The sequence below is a fragment of the Pseudodesulfovibrio pelocollis genome, from assembly GCF_030282845.1.
In the GTDB taxonomy this organism is placed as follows: domain Bacteria; phylum Desulfobacterota; class Desulfovibrionia; order Desulfovibrionales; family Desulfovibrionaceae; genus Pseudodesulfovibrio; species Pseudodesulfovibrio pelocollis.
On record NZ_JASTWE010000005.1, the window covers coordinates 92,860 to 107,724 of the forward strand.

A 14,865-nucleotide genomic window follows, 5' to 3' on the forward strand; every position below is an offset into this window, starting at 1 on the left:
ATCCCTACCGTCCGGCATGTCCCTCCGCGCAGTCTCCTGCCCCGCAGCCGCAATCGCGTCGCAGCATGCTGCGCCCCACGAGGAGGAGCAGGGCCACGGCCGAAGCTACGCCAACCCACTCGGGCAGGGTCTCGCCCACCTGCATGACCACGGCCCGGATGTCGAGCCCGAGGGCGACATAGAGCCTGTCCACCAGCCAGGCCAGGGCCAGGGAGCAGCCGACGATGGAGGCCACATAGAGGCCCGCCGCCCGCCTGCCCAGAGTCTTGAGCATGACCGTGATGGTGGCCCCGTTGGTGGCCGGACCGGCCAGCAGGAAGACCAGGGCCGCGCCCGGCGAAAGCCCCTTGAGCAGCAGGGAGGCGGCGATGGGCGTGGACGCCGTGGCGCATACATACAGCGGCAGGGCCACCACGAGCATGATGAGATAAGACGGGAAGCCGGTGCCCACGTATTCCGACAGCATATCGTCTGGAATGGCCACGGCGATGGCCCCGGCCACCACCACGCCCACCATCAGCCACTTGCCGATGTCGGCCAGCATCTCGCCAAAGGCGTGGCGCATGCCCGAGGCGAACCGGGCGCCGAGGCCGACGTGCCGGGGTTCGGCCCCGCAGCCGTGGCACCCGCAATCTGCCGCCGGAGCCTGGGGGATGTCCAGGGGACGGGGTTCAATGCCGCCCTCTGGGGCAGTGGGCGCTACGGCCTGCGTGGCGACCTGAGTTTCGGACGGTCGCGCTTCTGCCTCCCCCTCCCCACGCTCGGGGAAGAGGTTGACCAGCACCCCGGCAGTCACGGCAGTGACCATGGCCGCCACCGGCCGGACCACGGTCATGATCGGGTCGATCAGGGCGTAGGTCACGGCCATGGAGTCCACCCCGGTTTCGGGCGTGGAGATCATGAAGGCCGTGGTCGCCCCCTTGCTCGCCCCCTGCCGCCGCAGCCCGAGGGCGGCGGGCAGCACCCCGCACGAGCACAGCGGCAGCGGCACGCCGATGACCGCCGCCTTGACCACCGAACCAAAGGAGGGGCCCCCCAGATGCCGGGCCATGAAGGAGTCGGACACAAAGGCCTTGAGCAGCCCGGCCACGAAAAACCCCAGCAGCACATAGGGCGCGGACTCCTCAAGGACGTGCCACGACGCCAAAAATATCTCGAAAAGCATACCCATATCGGCTTCACTCCTCAGGTGAGAACACAGTCATGATTGAATAGATATTCATAAGAAAAGTCAAAAAAAAAGCTCACTCATCCACCAGGCCTTGCCGCAGGCTCTGCGGCCAATGCCATCGCACCGAATAACCAACCCGGTCGGGAAGCGCCTTCACCTCCCTACAATGGCTCCCTGCGACGGTTGCCATGCGGCTGGTGACAACGGCCCAGCGCAGGCCCCCGGCCCACTTCCGCAAGGCCATTCAGCCCGGGCCTGACCCGCTAGCCCTGCTCCCGGACATGGTCAAGTCCCTGCCCGATGAGATTGCGCACATGGTCGTCGTCCAGGGTGTAATACACGTTCTTGCCCTCCTTGCGGTAGCGGACCAACCTGGCCGCGCGCAGCAGCCGAAGCTGGTGCGAGATGGCCGAGGGGGACATGTCGAGGACCTCGGCCAGAGCGCAGACGCACAGCTCGTGAATGGCCAGGGCATAAAGCATGCGCACCCGGGTATAATCGCCAAGGGCCTTGAAGAGCTCGGACAGGAACAGAAAATCGCGCTCCGAGAGCATCCCGGACCGGACCTGACTGACGTTGGCCGCGTGCTGCTCGGTGTTTCCGCAGGCAATGTTTGACATGGAACCTCACATGCTCAGATACTCAATTGTCATGCATGTACCCATGTGGACAGCAGTTGTCAAGCCTTGAACAAAGGCCGCTCCCTCCGGATGGGGGAACGGCCCGTCATGATCAGGGAGCGGCCGGATTTCATGCCGTCAGCTTTCTGGCCGCGTCCAAGGCTGCGGCGTAGTCCGGTTCCTCGGAAACTTCCTTTACATACTGGGCATGGGCCACCTTGCCATCCCTGCCCACCACGAAGACCGCGCGGCTCAAGAGACGCACTTCCTTGATCAGTACACCCCAGGCCTGTCCGAAGGAGGCGTCGCGATGGTCCGAGAGGGTCTGGACCGCCTCGACACCGGCCGCGCCGCACCATCTGGCCTGGGCAAAGGGGAGGTCCATGCTCACGGTGAGGATGACCACGTCATCCCCCAGCCCGGCGGCCTCGGTGTTGAACCGCCGGGTTTCCATGTCGCAGACCGGCGTGTCCAGGGAGGGCACGGCCGCGATGATCAGCACCTTGCCCGCATAATCGGCCAGGGTGCGCCCGCTCAGGTCATTGGCCACCACGGCGAAGTCCGGAGCCTTGTCGCCCGCCTTGATCTCGGGGCCGAGCAGGGTCACGGGGTTGCCCTTGAGGGTGACGACGTTCTTTCTCTCTTTCATGGGTCGCTCCTTTATTTGCATATAGTTATTATTTTCATATCACCACCTGCACGCGGTGTAAAGGGCGAACCGGCCCCGGCTACTCCAGGCCCAGACGGCGAAGCACGAGGCGCTTGCGCCCTTCACCTTCAAGGATGTCCGCCACCTCCTGGCCACGGGCCAGCCCGGCGGCGCGGACCTCGGCCGCGAGTCCGGCCAGTTCCGTCTCGCAGGCGAGGTAGGCGTAGGCCACCTCGCGCACGCCGCGTACCGAGGTCAGGCGTTCGGCCCAGCCAAGCCCCTCCTGATAGAACATTCTGGCGCTCAGGGACGCGGCCAGCAGGGCCGTCCGGTGCCTGGACGGCAGATCGTTCACCAGCCGGTCAGCGTATCGCCCGGCCAGCACGGGCGGGCAATAGGCCAGCAGCGCGGCGCGCAATTCCGGGTCGTTGGCCACGCCGCCCCGCTCCCCCTCCAGCACGGCCGCGATCCGGTCGGCCAGACCGTTGATGGCTGCCGAGAGCGCGTAGGAAAGCTGGGTGACGGTCTTCTCTCCCCCGGCCAGCCGGTATTCGCGCATGAGCAACCGGGCCTCGTCCCCGGCCCTGGCCCGCAGGATGTCGAGCAATTCGGCTACATAGGTCTTCTTGATGGCCAGGAACTCCTCGTCCGAGAGGACGAGCCCAGCCAGGATCTCGTAGGAGGAGCAGATGACCCCGGTCTTGTTGGCCGACGGCCCGGGCACCACGAGGACGCCCGCCTTTTCCAGCTCGGCCCTGGCGTCGGCCGCGATGAAGATGTTGGCCCCCTCCACGATGCCCCGGGCCGAGGGGGTGCCGTCCTTGGTCAGGAAGCGCTTCCAGTTGCCCATGTTGATGGTCTCGGGCCTGCCGCCGGCCGGGATGAAGAGATCGGTCCGGGGCACATTGTGCAGGTCGTTTCGGATGCGCACCCCGTCCGGGTCGCCCACCGGGACCACGAAGGCCCCCTCGCCGCGCAGCAGGGCGGTGTCGAAATCCGCAGTGCGCCTGCCCGTGTCCATGAGGCGCAGCAATTCGGCGTGGTCCAGCCCGGCGGGGTCGTATGCCGCGCCATGGCCGTCGGTCATGGCCACGATGCGCGCGTTCTCCCCGTACTCGCGAAACAGGATTCTGACCACGTTGGAGGCCACGTCGCCCGCCGGACCGCCGGTCATCTTGACCGTGAACGGCTGGACCAGGGGGTCGATGCACAGGGCCAGCAGCAGTTCGCGGGCAAAGACCACCACGCCCTCGCTGGTGACGCCGTATTCCTTGTGGGCGATACCCGCCCCTGGCTTGGAACTCATGAAGGCCCCGGGCCAGCGATAGCCGCGCCGGGCCGCCCGGGCCGCGATCCAGACGATGTGGGCGGGCGTGATGTTCTCGTCAGGACCGAGGAAGATGACCTCGTCGTGGCCGAGATGGTCCACGACAAAGGGCGGTGTCAGGCCGCCCTCGGCCGGGAGCACCAGCAGGTCGAGGAAGGAATCGATCATGCTGCGCACGGCCAGGTCGATGTCCGCGTCCGGGCCGAGCAGCAGGACCGCCTTGGCCCCGCCCTCGGGGATGTCCTTGTTCTTGAGCTGCTGGGCCCGGGCCAGCTTGGTCACCTCGTCCAGCAGCCGGTTGGACTCCAGCTCGAAATGCTCCTGGGAGCCGGTGCGCACCACCCGGACCCCGCCCCGGGCCATGTCGCGATAGCGCACATGGAAGCCGAAACAGTAAGGCCCGTGAAAGCAGTAGATGCCAAAAGGCCGCTCGGCTGCGGACACGGGCGCGAGGACGACCGGGTCGAGCCGGAAGCTCAGGCCCAGCCGGTGGGGCAGATAGTAGTTGGTGCGCAGGGTGTACCGGAAGAACCGATAGATATACTTGAGGATGTCCCGGTGTATCTCGTTGTCCACGCCGCCGATGGCGTCCATGACAGCCTGCCGCCGGGCAGAGATGGCGGCTGCCCGGTCGCCCGGCAGGGCCGGGTCGCAGCGCGCGGCGAAATAATCGAGCAGCAGCCGGGCCACCCCTCTGTGCTTGAGCACCGCGTAGACGATGCGGCCCGAGCCATAGGCGTGGAGATTCTTGCTGATGAGAAACTGGTGGGCGAACTCAGCGGCAGCCTGCATGAGCATGACCTCGGCCAGTTCCCATCCGTCCTCGTCGGCCAGGGCTTCAAGGCCGTGGAAGGCGAACCACTTGGTCAGTTCCAATTGGCGACGCAGCCGCTCCCAGGCCTCGCTCCCCTCGTCCAGCAGGATGCGCGAGCGGTCGAGGTAGAAGCTCATGACCGCCGTGGCCGTCCCGCCCTCACCCTCGAAAACATCGGCATAGGCGCGGTCCACGGGAATGTCCTCCCAGGCAAAGACATTGACCACCCGCAGCAGCAGCCCCCGCGAGGGCGGATTCTCCATGGCCACGGACACGCGGTCGAACCCCGGCACCGGCTCCCTGTCGAATGTGACCAGCACCCGTTCGACACCGGCCACGCAGCCGCAGGTGCGAAAATGGCGCACCGCCCTGCCCGGCTCGAACTTCTCCAGATAGTCTTCGCTGGACCGGGCCAGGAAGGCCTCGAAATCCCCGGCCTCGCCGGGCGCGAGGTCGAACCCGCCCCGGCGCGCCGTCTCAAGCGCCTGGGCCAGGGCCGGGCTGTCGGCCGTGCACCGTGCCCGGGGGCCGAAAATGAGGGTGTCGAGCCGGATGGAGTCGTCGCGGCTCGAATAGATGCGCGCGATGCGGATGTCCCGATCCAGGTACTGGCGCAGCACACCGGCCAGGGACGTCATGTCGCCGCCCGGAGAGATGTGGGTGACCATGGTCCCGCAGGGGCTGTGCATGATCATGGACTGCCTCTCCTGGCGAACCATGCCCGAGATCAGCGCCCGCACATGCCTGGCCTGCTCCTCCTCGTCGTGGGTGCGGAAGTAATAGTCCGGCATGTTGCCGGCGAACCACGGCACGATGTCGTCCGCAGCCTCCCGCAGCTGTTGCCCCACCATCTCCCGCAGCCGCTCCGGCCCTCTGGTCGCATCCTGGGTCACGATTCCTCCGTCGCCTGAAGGTTGTCCCGCCATTATCAGTTGTGCATGGGCCGGGCAGACCCGTCAAGGAAATGAAATGATCATTCCGGAACCGCCCAACACATTATAATGGTTCAACTGCCAATCATATATCATGGACATGCGAAGTGGGGCGAGGTATGAACAGAGAAGCCGGACCATAGTGGCCCGGCAGGAGTTCCCCGATGAGGTACCGCCATGAGCAAACTTGCGACTGACACCGGAATCCTGCTGGAAACCGGGACCAATGAACTCGAGATTCTCGAATTTTATATCAACGAGACGCTCAAGGAGGGCCAGCCTCCGGTCAAGAATTACTTCGGCATCAACGTGGCCAAGGTCATGCAGGTCATCGAGACGCCAAACCTGGAGCCGCCGGAGTCGGCGCCCCATCCCTCGTTCATGGGCACCATCCCCCTGCGCGACCTGATCCTGCCCGTGCTCGACCTCTCGGTGTGGCTCGACCTGAACATGCCCAAGACCGAGCGCGACATCGTCATCGTCACCGAGTTCAGCAAATCCGTGACCGGCTTCCTCGTCTCCGGGGTGATCGAAATCCACCGCGTGGGCTGGGGCGAGGTCATTCCGCCCTCAAGCGTCATCTCCCAGAGCACGGATTCCATCATCGGGCTGGTGGACAAGGGCGACCACTTCATCCAGCTCCTCGACCTCGAAACCATCCTGACCCAATTCGAGCCCGACGACGGCGTCAAGATCAGACGGTCGGACAAGGAGTACAAGGTGCTGGTGGCGGACGACTCGGCCACCATCAGGGCCATGCTCGAAAACAACCTGACAGCGGCCAACTTCCGGCCCATCATTACCAGCAACGGCAGCGACGCCCTCAAGACTATCATGGAATACAAGCGGCTGGCCGAGGAATCGGGCAAGGACATCACCGAATTCGTGGACCTCGTGGTCTCGGACATCGAAATGCCGCTCATGGACGGCTTCAGCCTGACCAAGAACATCAAGCAGGACCCGGTCCTGAAAAAGCTGCCGGTCATCCTGTATTCCTCCATCATCACCAAGGAATTGCGCCACAAGGGCGACTCCGTTGGGGCTGACATGCAGATCACCAAGCCCGACCTGCACACCATTCCCGACAAGGCCATCGAACTCATTGAAGGAACGCACGCTTGACCCGACCTGCCGACGAAGTGCTTGAGGTCTTCCTGGAAGAGACCGCCGAACGGCTCGATTCCATCGAATCCGGCCTGCTGCGCCTTGAAAAGACGGCCGAGCCAGAGCCCGGGCTGATCAACTCCATCTTCCGCGACGCCCACTCGGTCAAGGCCGGGGCGAATCTGCTCAAGCTGGGGACCATCGAGGAACTGGCCCACAGGCTGGAGAACGTGCTGGAGCAACTCCGCAAGGAACAGATTCCCGTCACCGAAATGATCATCACGGCCAGCCTGGAGGCCGTGGACAAGCTGCGCGAGCTGGCCCAGGACGTTGACAAAAGCGACACCATCAGCATCAGGCTGCACACGGCCATGCTCGAAATGTCGGTCAAGAAATCCCTGGAAGGCTGACCCGGCCGCGCCCGCCACACGGCAAAAAAGGGACACCCCTCGGGGTGTCCCTTTTTTGCATGCCGCCTGTTTTCTGCCTAATTTTCGAAGGCCTTGAGCAGTTGGCTGGCCTCCTGCATCTGCGCGAAGGAGGTGTTCTTGAAGACCTCCCCTTCCACGGCCCGCATGAACTCGTCGTGGGTCATGCGCGTGAAGTCCATCATTATGCCCCGGACATCGAAGTACATGCGCAAAAAAGCTGTGAACGGCTCGTCGGTGAGGATTTTCGCCAGCCCCCGGGGGTCGGTCAGGGAGGTGAAGGGCTTGTTCATCCCGCCGAGATGAAACATGTCCAGCCCGCTCTTGCCGTCCGTGACCACGCCGATGAGGTTGAAGGTCTTGAGCCCGGCCACGAACTCGTCCGAGAGGTCCGGGAATTCGAGGATGTCCTTCCTGGGAAACGCGCCCACAAAGACCATGGTCCCGTTCTCCTCGGTCATGGTGTGCCTGAACACGCTCTCCCCGTGCAGCTTCCTGGCCGCCTTGACCGTCTCGTACAGGTCGCAGGCAAAGGCCAGCTTGAGATCCTCGATGACTTTGGCGTCCATGCGCTCCCTCCGTTTTGGTGTCTGTCCCAGCGCAGCAGATAGCCCATTTCCGAGCGCGGCACAATGGCACGCCGCCCGGGAACGTGTCGCTACGGCGCGAACCAACCTAGATGATGCCGTGCAGCGGGCCGCCCGAGGCGCCCAGGGCGTCCACGCGCCGCTCCACCTCGGGGTCGGGCTCCAGCGGCGGGGCGTGGTAGGTCTTGAGGCGGGCGTCGATGATCACCGCCTGCGAGGCCCCCCAGTGCTTGGCGTGGGTGAAGGCCCCTGCGCCGTAGATGTCCGTGGCCGGGTCCGAGCGGGTGAAGGTCACCCACAGAAAGTTGTCCCAGTCCCGGGCCGTGAAGGCGGCATCGTCGGCCACCACGATCAGCGGAAATCCCTCGATGCCCCTGACCCGCGCCAGGGCCTCGCCCAGTTTGTCGAAGGCCGGGTCCTGCTGGTCCCGCTTGCGGCGATGGGCCGGTCCCTTGAGCACCATGATTCCGGGGGCGAAGAGCCGGGCGTCGCGGAACCCGCGCGGCAGGTCGAAGCCGGACGGCAGTTCGCTGGCCAGGGTCCGCCTGACCGCTCCGGCCGCGGCCAGCACCAGCTTGGAGCCCTGGTTGAGGCTGATGCCCGAGTAGTCCAGGGTGTCCATGGTGGTCCGGGTGATGAAGTGCAGGTCGCGGGTCAGGTCCACCCGCCGCAGCATGTGATCGAGGAAGGCGGGGATGTCGTGGCAGGACTGGCCGGGAGCCATGTCCTCCTTGGCCGCGATGAGCACGTACTTGGAGAGCGATGTCTGGGTGTTGCCGAGCAGGGCCATGGCGTTGGTCAGCAGTTCCTGGGGCTGCCTGTCCTCGGCATAGGGCACGTAGCGCTCGCTGCCCACGGCCAGGAGCAGCGGATGCACGCCCGCCGCGTCCACGGCGTGGACCTCGTGCACGCCCGAGAAGACCGAGGGCACCAGCTCGGCAGTCAGTTCGTGGATGAATCCGCCGAACACCGTGTCCTCCTGGGGCGGACGGCCCACGGTGGTGAAGGGCCAGACCGCGTCTGCGCGATGATAGACCCTGTCCACGCGCATGACCGGGAAATCGTGCGTCAGACTGTAGTAACCCAGATGATCGCCAAACGGCCCCTCGGGCTTCTGCTCGCCAGGCATGACCCGGCCGCAGAGGCAGAAATCCGCCTGGGCCGGGATGGGCAGCCCGCCTTCGCGGCGGACCATGGCAATGCGGTGCCCGGCCATGGCCCCGGCAAAGAAAATCTCGGCCAGCCCCTCGGGCAGCGGCATGACCGCAGCCAGGGTCATGGCGGGCGGCCCGCCCACGAAGACGTTGACCCGCAGCGGCTCGCCCCGGGCGATGGCCTGGGCGTGGTGGTGGCCGATGCCCCGGTGAATCTGGTAGTGCAGGCCCACCTCGCGCTCGGGCAGGAACTCGCCCCCCGAGAGCTGGACCCGGTACATGCCGAGGTTGGAGCCCGCAAAGCCGGGATTGTCCGGGCTCTCGGTGTAGACCTGGGGCAGGGTCACGTAGGCCCCGCCGTCCATGGGCCAGGAGACCAGCCCGGGCAGGGCCGAGAGCGCGGCCTCGTGCTCCATGACCGGCCCGGTCTCCACCGTGCGCGGCATGGTGTGCCAGGCGGTGCGCGGCGCGCCCAGATACTGCCACGGCTTCTTGAGCGCCTCCATGGGGTTGAGCTTGAGCTTCATCAGCCGCTGCACCGTCTCGATGGTGTCCCGGAAGATGAAATGCATCCGCTCGCGCGTGCCGTAGATGTTGGCGGCCATGGGGAAGCGGCAGCCCTTGATGTTGGTGAAAAGCAGCGCCGGACCACCGGCGTGGAATACCCGGCGCTGGATGGCCCCTGCTTCGATGGCGGCGTCCACCGGCACGTCGATGCGCACCAGTTCGCCCCGAGCCTCTAGGGCGTCGAGGCACTCTCTTGTATTGATGTATCCCATTGCGATTCCCGTTTTCGATGTTGCTGGCGGGACAATCTAGACGGAACGGGCGGAAAAGTTAAGGGGAATCGATGACCCCGGGGCCGAACGCTTCGCCTTTCAGTGACCGATGCCACCGGGCCGGGTCGGCAGCCGCCACACGCAGTCGAACCGGGTGGCACCGTGTCGGGCATAGTCGGACCGCAGGTCCAACTCGTGGGGCTTCATGCCCTTGGAGGCGAGGTTGCGGCAGGTGTTGCAAAACATGCGGGGATAGCCGCACACGAGGCAGTAGGGGCGGTAGTCGTCGCACCCCTGGGCGTTCCAGGGGCGCCGATGGCCCAGCACGCACTCTTTCCTGTGAAAGACGCAGTTCAGACAATTGTTTGACATGGTTGACAATTTACGCATCGCGACCCTCCGGACATGCTGATGGCTCAGCATGGGATACAAGCACAGGCGCGGGCGCGGTGGTATTATAATTCCGCGACCCGCCGCCAGACAGACCACGGCGCGCTTTTCCCCGGGCAGGGAATGTGCTACCCGGCGGAGAACCTGTTTCCGGAGGAACACCATGGCGCTGATGCAATGGGACGAGGCCATGTCCGTGGGCGTCGAGGAACTCGACGCCCAGCACAAAACCCTCATAGACCTGATCAACCAGACCTTTGAGGCCATAGAGCGGCAGGATGAGGGGCAGCTGCCCCGGCTCGTGGAAAAGATGGCCGCCTACGGCCAGACGCACTTCGCCACCGAGGAGCGGTACATGCGCGACATCGGGTTCCCGGGCCTCGAAGAGCACAGGTTCCACCACGCCAAGTTCAAGAGCACTGTGGACGACTTCCGGCGCTCACTGGAGAGCCGGGCCGACCTGAGCCAGATTTTCATCTTTCTCAGCCGCTGGTTGGCGGCCCACATCATGGACGAGGACATGCGCTACGCACCCCACGCAAGGGAGCACTGAATGTGCGGTGCACGGCCGTCGCCAATCGGCGGTCATTCGCCCCTGGCGGCGAAAAAGGCGGCGGCAAAGGTCTGCATGACCTCGTCGATGTCCTCCAGAACCTCCTTGCGCAGGTCCAGATGGGTGGGGCCGATGCCCATGGTGGCCGTGTCCCAGTAGACCTGACGCGGCGGGATGCCGAACTCGAAGTCCAGATGGTAGATATTGAGCCCGCTCTCGCTGCGTATGCTCATTATTTTCATGATAATGTAGCCGACGTTGACCAGCTCGAAACCAGCGGCCGGGTAGTTGTCCACCACCGCGTCGTCGTTGATCTCCATGCCGCGCATGTTCCTGGTGAAGGCATCGATGGCGTGAGCGCGAAGCTCGGCAGGATCAATGTCGCCGCCCTCCACATCCACCAGGACCGTGATGTTGTCGAGAATCCGGATGGCGGCGAATTTCTTGCCCATGTCCGCCCGGGCGGGCACCGTGGTCGCCACCAGGACGGCCGCAAGAATCAGCAGAACCAGTATCCGTCGCATATTCACCTCGTTGCGTGTCGGGTTCTATCACTCTCTTGATGATATGCACGGACCTGTGGAGAATGTAAAGACAGCAAACGCGAGAGGCCCGGAACAAAAAAGTTCCGGGCCTGATCATCGCGGTGGTGGGCTATGCAGGATTCGAACCTGCGACCTCTTGCTCCGGAGGCCATTCCGTGCTTTTCGCCGTGTGCCTCCGCGCTCCGCTTGACGCCGCTAACCGTTGCGGATACTGCATATCTATGCCGCTCCATGCCGCTGCGATGCGCCGTGTCAGGGTAGGAAAAAGGTAGAAAGCCGCAACCAGGGTAGAAAAAAGGTAGAAACGCATGGACCGCATCGCGAGGTATGAGGGCGTCTACGAGAACGTGTCCAAGACCAAGCGACACAACGGTCGGCCGGACGCCTGTTTCTACATCAGCCTCCGGGTCGACGGCAAGAAAAAGTGGATCAAGATCGGCTGGCGCAGCGAGGGCATCAACGCCGCCTTCGCCTCGCAGCGCCGGGCGGAGATGATCAACGAGCTGCGCCACGGCAGGCAGCCGGGGCCGGTCAGGCGCACGTCCATGACCCTGGCCGAGGCGTATGCGCTGTGGTATCGCGTCCACGCCAAGGTCAACCTGCGCTCGGCCGATACCGTCCGCTACCACTGGTCCAGCCTGGTCGAGCCGCACCTCGGGCACCTGGAGCTTGCCGCCATCACCCCGCTGGACCTTGAGGAGTACAAGTCCCGCCTCCAGGGTGAGGGGCGCGCCCCGCAGACGGTCAAGCACGGCCTGGCGCTGATCCGCCGCATCTACCGCAAGATGGTCGCCTGGGACAAATTCAGCGGCCCGGTGCCGACCGACCGCGTGGCCATGCCCGTGGTCAGCAACAGCCGCGAGCGCTGGCTCACCCCCCACGAGGCGCGCCGCCTGCTTGGCCGCATCAAGCGCCGTAGCGACATGATGTACCGCATGGCCATGATCAGCCTGCACACCGGCATGCGCTGGGGCGAGGTGGCCGCCCTGCGCGGCGAGAACATCAACCTCGGCGCGGGCACCATCCGGGTGCAAGACAGCAAGACCGGCGCAGACCGCACGGTCTACGTCACCCCGGCCGCCGCGCAGGCGCTTTCGGGCGTGCCCCTGCTTCCGGGCGCGCTGGTATGGCCGTCCAGGGCAGGCAGCGTGCGCCGCGCACCCAGCGACACCTTTGAGCGCTGCGTGGCCGAGCTGGGCCTCAATGAGGGCATCACCGACAGGCGCGACCGGGTGGTCTTCCACACCCTGCGCCACACCTTTGGCAGCTGGCTGGCCATGAGCGGCGTGCCGCTCTACACCATCGCCACCCTCATGGGCCACAGCAGCCAGGTCACCACCCAGCGCTATGCCCACCTCTGCCCCGATGTCCAGCGCGTGGCCGTGGAGCATGTTCAGCGGATATTTCATAGCAAGTCCGTCCTCAGTTCCCGGTCATCTGACAGCGCGCATCCAGATACGCCCTGATGTCCGCGTGCCGGTAGAGCACGCCCTTGCCCCGCTTGATGTACCGGGGTCCGCGCCCGGCCTTGCGCATCTTTTCGAGCGTACTCGCCGGGAGCGGATACACCACCTCGACCTCCTTGGGGCTCAGATAGTCGCGCGCCTTGAGGGTCTCAATCTCCACCAGCGGTGCCAGCGCCTCGGCCATGGCGCGGCGGATCTGTTCAGCCTGAATCTCCATGCTCACCTCCTCACGCCCACCGGCGTGTCCTCCACAATGACCGTCACCCGCCTCTCAACCACGCGATGCCCGTGGCACGCCTTGCACGGCTCGTCCTCGGGCGCTCCCCAAGGCCTGTCCTCCTCGGGCTCCACACCATGCCCCTGACACCGGGCGCACACCAGCCGCCCATAATGGATGCCGGGCCGGGCGCGCATCAGGAACTCCTGCCGCTCGATGTAGCTGGGGGTCACGCCGCCACCTCCACGGCCCCGAAACAGCCCGTGGCCCTTGCGTGCTCCCGAATCATGATCCCGTGCAGATAGGTGCAGTGCGGGACTTGCCCGTTACCGATGCATTTAAGTCGGTCCACCCGATGGGGAGTCCCATGAGCCACTCGACCCAATTCGGGTTCAGCTGCCCACCAGGCCTCTCCCCACTCCGCAGGAGCGCGCCCGGTACGCTGTCCCGCTCTCGCTGCGAGGGCGGCAAGGTCGAGTTCTTGGCATCCTGCGCACATGGCGTGGGGTATTGGGCTGCAATGGCCGAAAGGCCGAGCCGTCCGCTGCTGTCCCGCTGGTTCGGCCCGCCGTGGCTCCCGTCCGATGCCCGTGGCGTCGGGAATGTGAGCCTCGCCACAGCCGTCGCCAATCCGTCCCCACTCTTCTGACTGCACCCCTTGCGATTGTGATTTCCGTTCACCGTTGGCGTGGGCCATTTCTCCGGTGTGTTGACCATCTGCGGGAGGGATTGCCCCGTCATGCCCGGAGTGATTCTCCCGGCCCTGGACCCGTCCGTAGCAGCTGGCGTAGCCCACAATCCATATCCGGTCCCGCTTGTGGGGAGCTCCAAGGGCGGCAGCCTGTACACAATGCCATTGCGCATCATACCCGAGCGCGGCAAGGTCGGAGAGGACAACGTCAAGCCCTCGACCAACAAGGGCCGGGCTGTTTTCAATGAGTGCGTATTGGGGTCGTATTTCAGCAATGGCTCGAGCAAATTCACTCCACAGTCCACTTCTTGCTCCTTCAATCCCGCAGCCGCGACCGGCGACCGATATATCTTGGCAGGGGAACCCACCAGCCAGCAGGTCCACGGGCTCAACCTGCGTAAAATCCACCTCGCGTATGTCGCGGTAGACGGGCTTGCCGGGCCAGCGCAGCGTGAGTATCTTGCGGGCGTAGTCATCCACCTCGCAGAACCATGCGTGATCGAACCCGGCCCACTCCAGGCCAAGGTCGCCGCACCCGGCACCGGAGAACAGGGAGCCGACAGTAAGGCTACGCATCAGACGCGCACCCCCGGAAACTCGTTCCACTCCCGCCCGTCCAGCAAGCGGCCAGCCGCCTTCTTGCCGACACGGCAGCGGATCGCCGCCCCATAGGGCAACGATTCGCCGTTGAATGCCGCCGCATCCGGGCTATATGTCTGTCCATCGAGCGTGACGGCCACGCATTTTTCAGCCATGAGTCGGGAGGGCAGGTCGCCCCATTCCCCCCACTGCTTGAAAAAGAACGGCACCCCGGCCTCCTGGCACTGGTCGCGCAACCCCCGCGCCCACTCCGGGTGCATGGGCCGCGCCCCTGGGCCGGACTCGCCGCCACAGATGACCCAGTCGAGCTTTCGATAGGGTGCCTGGCCCCGGCCTTCGACGCCGACCGAACCACTTAAGGCGTGGTAGGTACCCCCTTCCGTTTGGATGCGGTCCAGGTCCACCGCCCCTAGGCCGGGCTCATAGCTCACATACCGCACCGCCGCCGGGGTATCGAGCAACAACGGGATACGCTCGTCTGCTCGGAGTTGATCCTCGACCGTGACGCCCAGCCAGACGTTGGGCAGGGGCCACGGCGTTCCGTCTTCGACGTCCGTGGTGGTCCCTTTCAGGTAGTCCGGCAGGTAGATTTCATGCCGTGCCAGCATGACCGACGCTCGCCGTCCGATGCTGTCCAGATATTCCCGCATCCGCTGGGGCCGCTTAGTCAGAATCTGATAGGTGATCCGTGTCGTCTCGGCCATACGGGCGAAAAGCATATCCAGCCACTTGTCCGGCACGGACTCGTGAAACAGGTCCGTCATGCTGCCCACAAACACCCGGCACGGCTTGCGCCAGCGCAGCGGAGTCGCCAGTACCGACTCCACCAGGGCCGTCT

General features: G+C 65.0%; 16 protein-coding genes. 4 read left to right on the plus strand and 12 right to left on the minus strand.

Annotated features, from left to right (window positions below):
* Positions 1-4 precede the first annotated feature (4 nt).
* From QQS14_RS03340 to QQS14_RS03355, 4 genes are all read right to left on the minus strand, one after another.
* Positions 5-1,171, minus strand: a complete 1,167-nt coding sequence (locus tag QQS14_RS03340; RefSeq protein ID WP_285905483.1) for an SO_0444 family Cu/Zn efflux transporter — start codon at positions 1,169-1,171, stop codon at positions 5-7.
* Between the two features lie 263 nt (positions 1,172-1,434).
* Positions 1,435-1,791 (minus strand): ArsR/SmtB family transcription factor, encoded by a 357-nt coding sequence (locus tag QQS14_RS03345; RefSeq protein ID WP_285905484.1) that lies wholly within the window; start codon positions 1,789-1,791, stop codon positions 1,435-1,437.
* Positions 1,792-1,921: 130 nt separating this feature from the next.
* Complete coding sequence (tpx, locus tag QQS14_RS03350; RefSeq protein WP_285905485.1) at positions 1,922-2,440, minus strand: thiol peroxidase; 519 nt, start codon at positions 2,438-2,440, stop codon at positions 1,922-1,924.
* A 79-nt stretch (positions 2,441-2,519) separates the two neighbouring features.
* Positions 2,520-5,474: an NAD-glutamate dehydrogenase domain-containing protein gene (locus tag QQS14_RS03355; protein WP_285905486.1), complete on the minus strand. Its 2,955-nt coding sequence runs from the start codon at positions 5,472-5,474 to the stop codon at positions 2,520-2,522.
* Between the two features lie 216 nt (positions 5,475-5,690).
* Here QQS14_RS03355 and QQS14_RS03360 point away from each other — a divergent pair, with 216 nt between their 5' ends.
* Both QQS14_RS03360 and QQS14_RS03365 read left to right on the plus strand, forming a co-directional pair.
* Positions 5,691-6,635: a chemotaxis protein gene (locus QQS14_RS03360; RefSeq protein WP_285905487.1), complete on the plus strand. Its 945-nt coding sequence runs from the start codon at positions 5,691-5,693 to the stop codon at positions 6,633-6,635.
* Positions 6,632-7,027: an Hpt domain-containing protein gene (locus QQS14_RS03365; protein ID WP_285905488.1), complete on the plus strand. Its 396-nt coding sequence runs from the start codon at positions 6,632-6,634 to the stop codon at positions 7,025-7,027. Before QQS14_RS03360 ends, QQS14_RS03365 begins: the two co-directional genes overlap by 4 nt.
* A 77-nt stretch (positions 7,028-7,104) precedes the next feature.
* Here QQS14_RS03365 and QQS14_RS03370 read toward each other — a convergent pair whose 3' ends face one another.
* The 3 genes from QQS14_RS03370 to QQS14_RS03380 form a co-directional block, all read right to left on the minus strand.
* On the minus strand, positions 7,105-7,614 hold the full coding sequence (locus QQS14_RS03370; protein WP_285905489.1) for a hypothetical protein: 510 nt from the start codon (positions 7,612-7,614) through the stop codon (positions 7,105-7,107).
* 106 nt (positions 7,615-7,720) lie between these two features.
* Positions 7,721-9,565 (minus strand): UbiD family decarboxylase, encoded by a 1,845-nt coding sequence (locus QQS14_RS03375; protein WP_285905490.1) that lies wholly within the window; start codon positions 9,563-9,565, stop codon positions 7,721-7,723.
* A gap of 99 nt (positions 9,566-9,664) precedes the next feature.
* Complete coding sequence (locus QQS14_RS03380; RefSeq protein ID WP_285905491.1) at positions 9,665-9,955, minus strand: hypothetical protein; 291 nt, start codon at positions 9,953-9,955, stop codon at positions 9,665-9,667.
* A 163-nt stretch (positions 9,956-10,118) separates the two neighbouring features.
* Between QQS14_RS03380 and QQS14_RS03385 the strand changes: the two genes are divergently transcribed.
* Entirely contained in the window at positions 10,119-10,508 is a 390-nt protein-coding gene (locus QQS14_RS03385) for a bacteriohemerythrin (protein WP_285905492.1), read from the plus strand.
* A 32-nt stretch (positions 10,509-10,540) separates the two neighbouring features.
* Here QQS14_RS03385 and QQS14_RS03390 read toward each other — a convergent pair whose 3' ends face one another.
* Complete coding sequence (locus QQS14_RS03390) at positions 10,541-11,032, minus strand: hypothetical protein (RefSeq protein ID WP_285905494.1); 492 nt, start codon at positions 11,030-11,032, stop codon at positions 10,541-10,543.
* A gap of 329 nt (positions 11,033-11,361) precedes the next feature.
* Between QQS14_RS03390 and QQS14_RS03395 the strand changes: the two genes are divergently transcribed.
* Entirely contained in the window at positions 11,362-12,519 is a 1,158-nt protein-coding gene (locus QQS14_RS03395; RefSeq protein WP_285905495.1) for a tyrosine-type recombinase/integrase, read from the plus strand.
* Here QQS14_RS03395 and QQS14_RS03400 read toward each other — a convergent pair.
* The 4 genes from QQS14_RS03400 to QQS14_RS03410 form a co-directional block, all read right to left on the minus strand.
* Positions 12,476-12,736 (minus strand): helix-turn-helix transcriptional regulator, encoded by a 261-nt coding sequence (locus QQS14_RS03400; RefSeq protein ID WP_285905496.1) that lies wholly within the window; start codon positions 12,734-12,736, stop codon positions 12,476-12,478. The genes QQS14_RS03395 and QQS14_RS03400 overlap by 44 nt on opposite strands.
* Positions 12,737-12,738: 2 nt before the next feature.
* On the minus strand, positions 12,739-12,969 hold the full coding sequence (locus QQS14_RS03405) for a hypothetical protein (RefSeq protein WP_285905497.1): 231 nt from the start codon (positions 12,967-12,969) through the stop codon (positions 12,739-12,741).
* Positions 12,966-14,003, minus strand: a complete 1,038-nt coding sequence (locus tag QQS14_RS16595) for a DNA cytosine methyltransferase (RefSeq protein ID WP_425607908.1) — start codon at positions 14,001-14,003, stop codon at positions 12,966-12,968. Before QQS14_RS16595 ends, QQS14_RS03405 begins: the two co-directional genes overlap by 4 nt.
* Positions 14,003-14,865, minus strand: an 863-nt coding sequence (locus QQS14_RS03410; RefSeq protein ID WP_285905498.1) for a phage Gp37/Gp68 family protein, incomplete at its 5' end; no start/stop codon positions are given. The genes QQS14_RS03410 and QQS14_RS16595, both read right to left, overlap by 1 nt.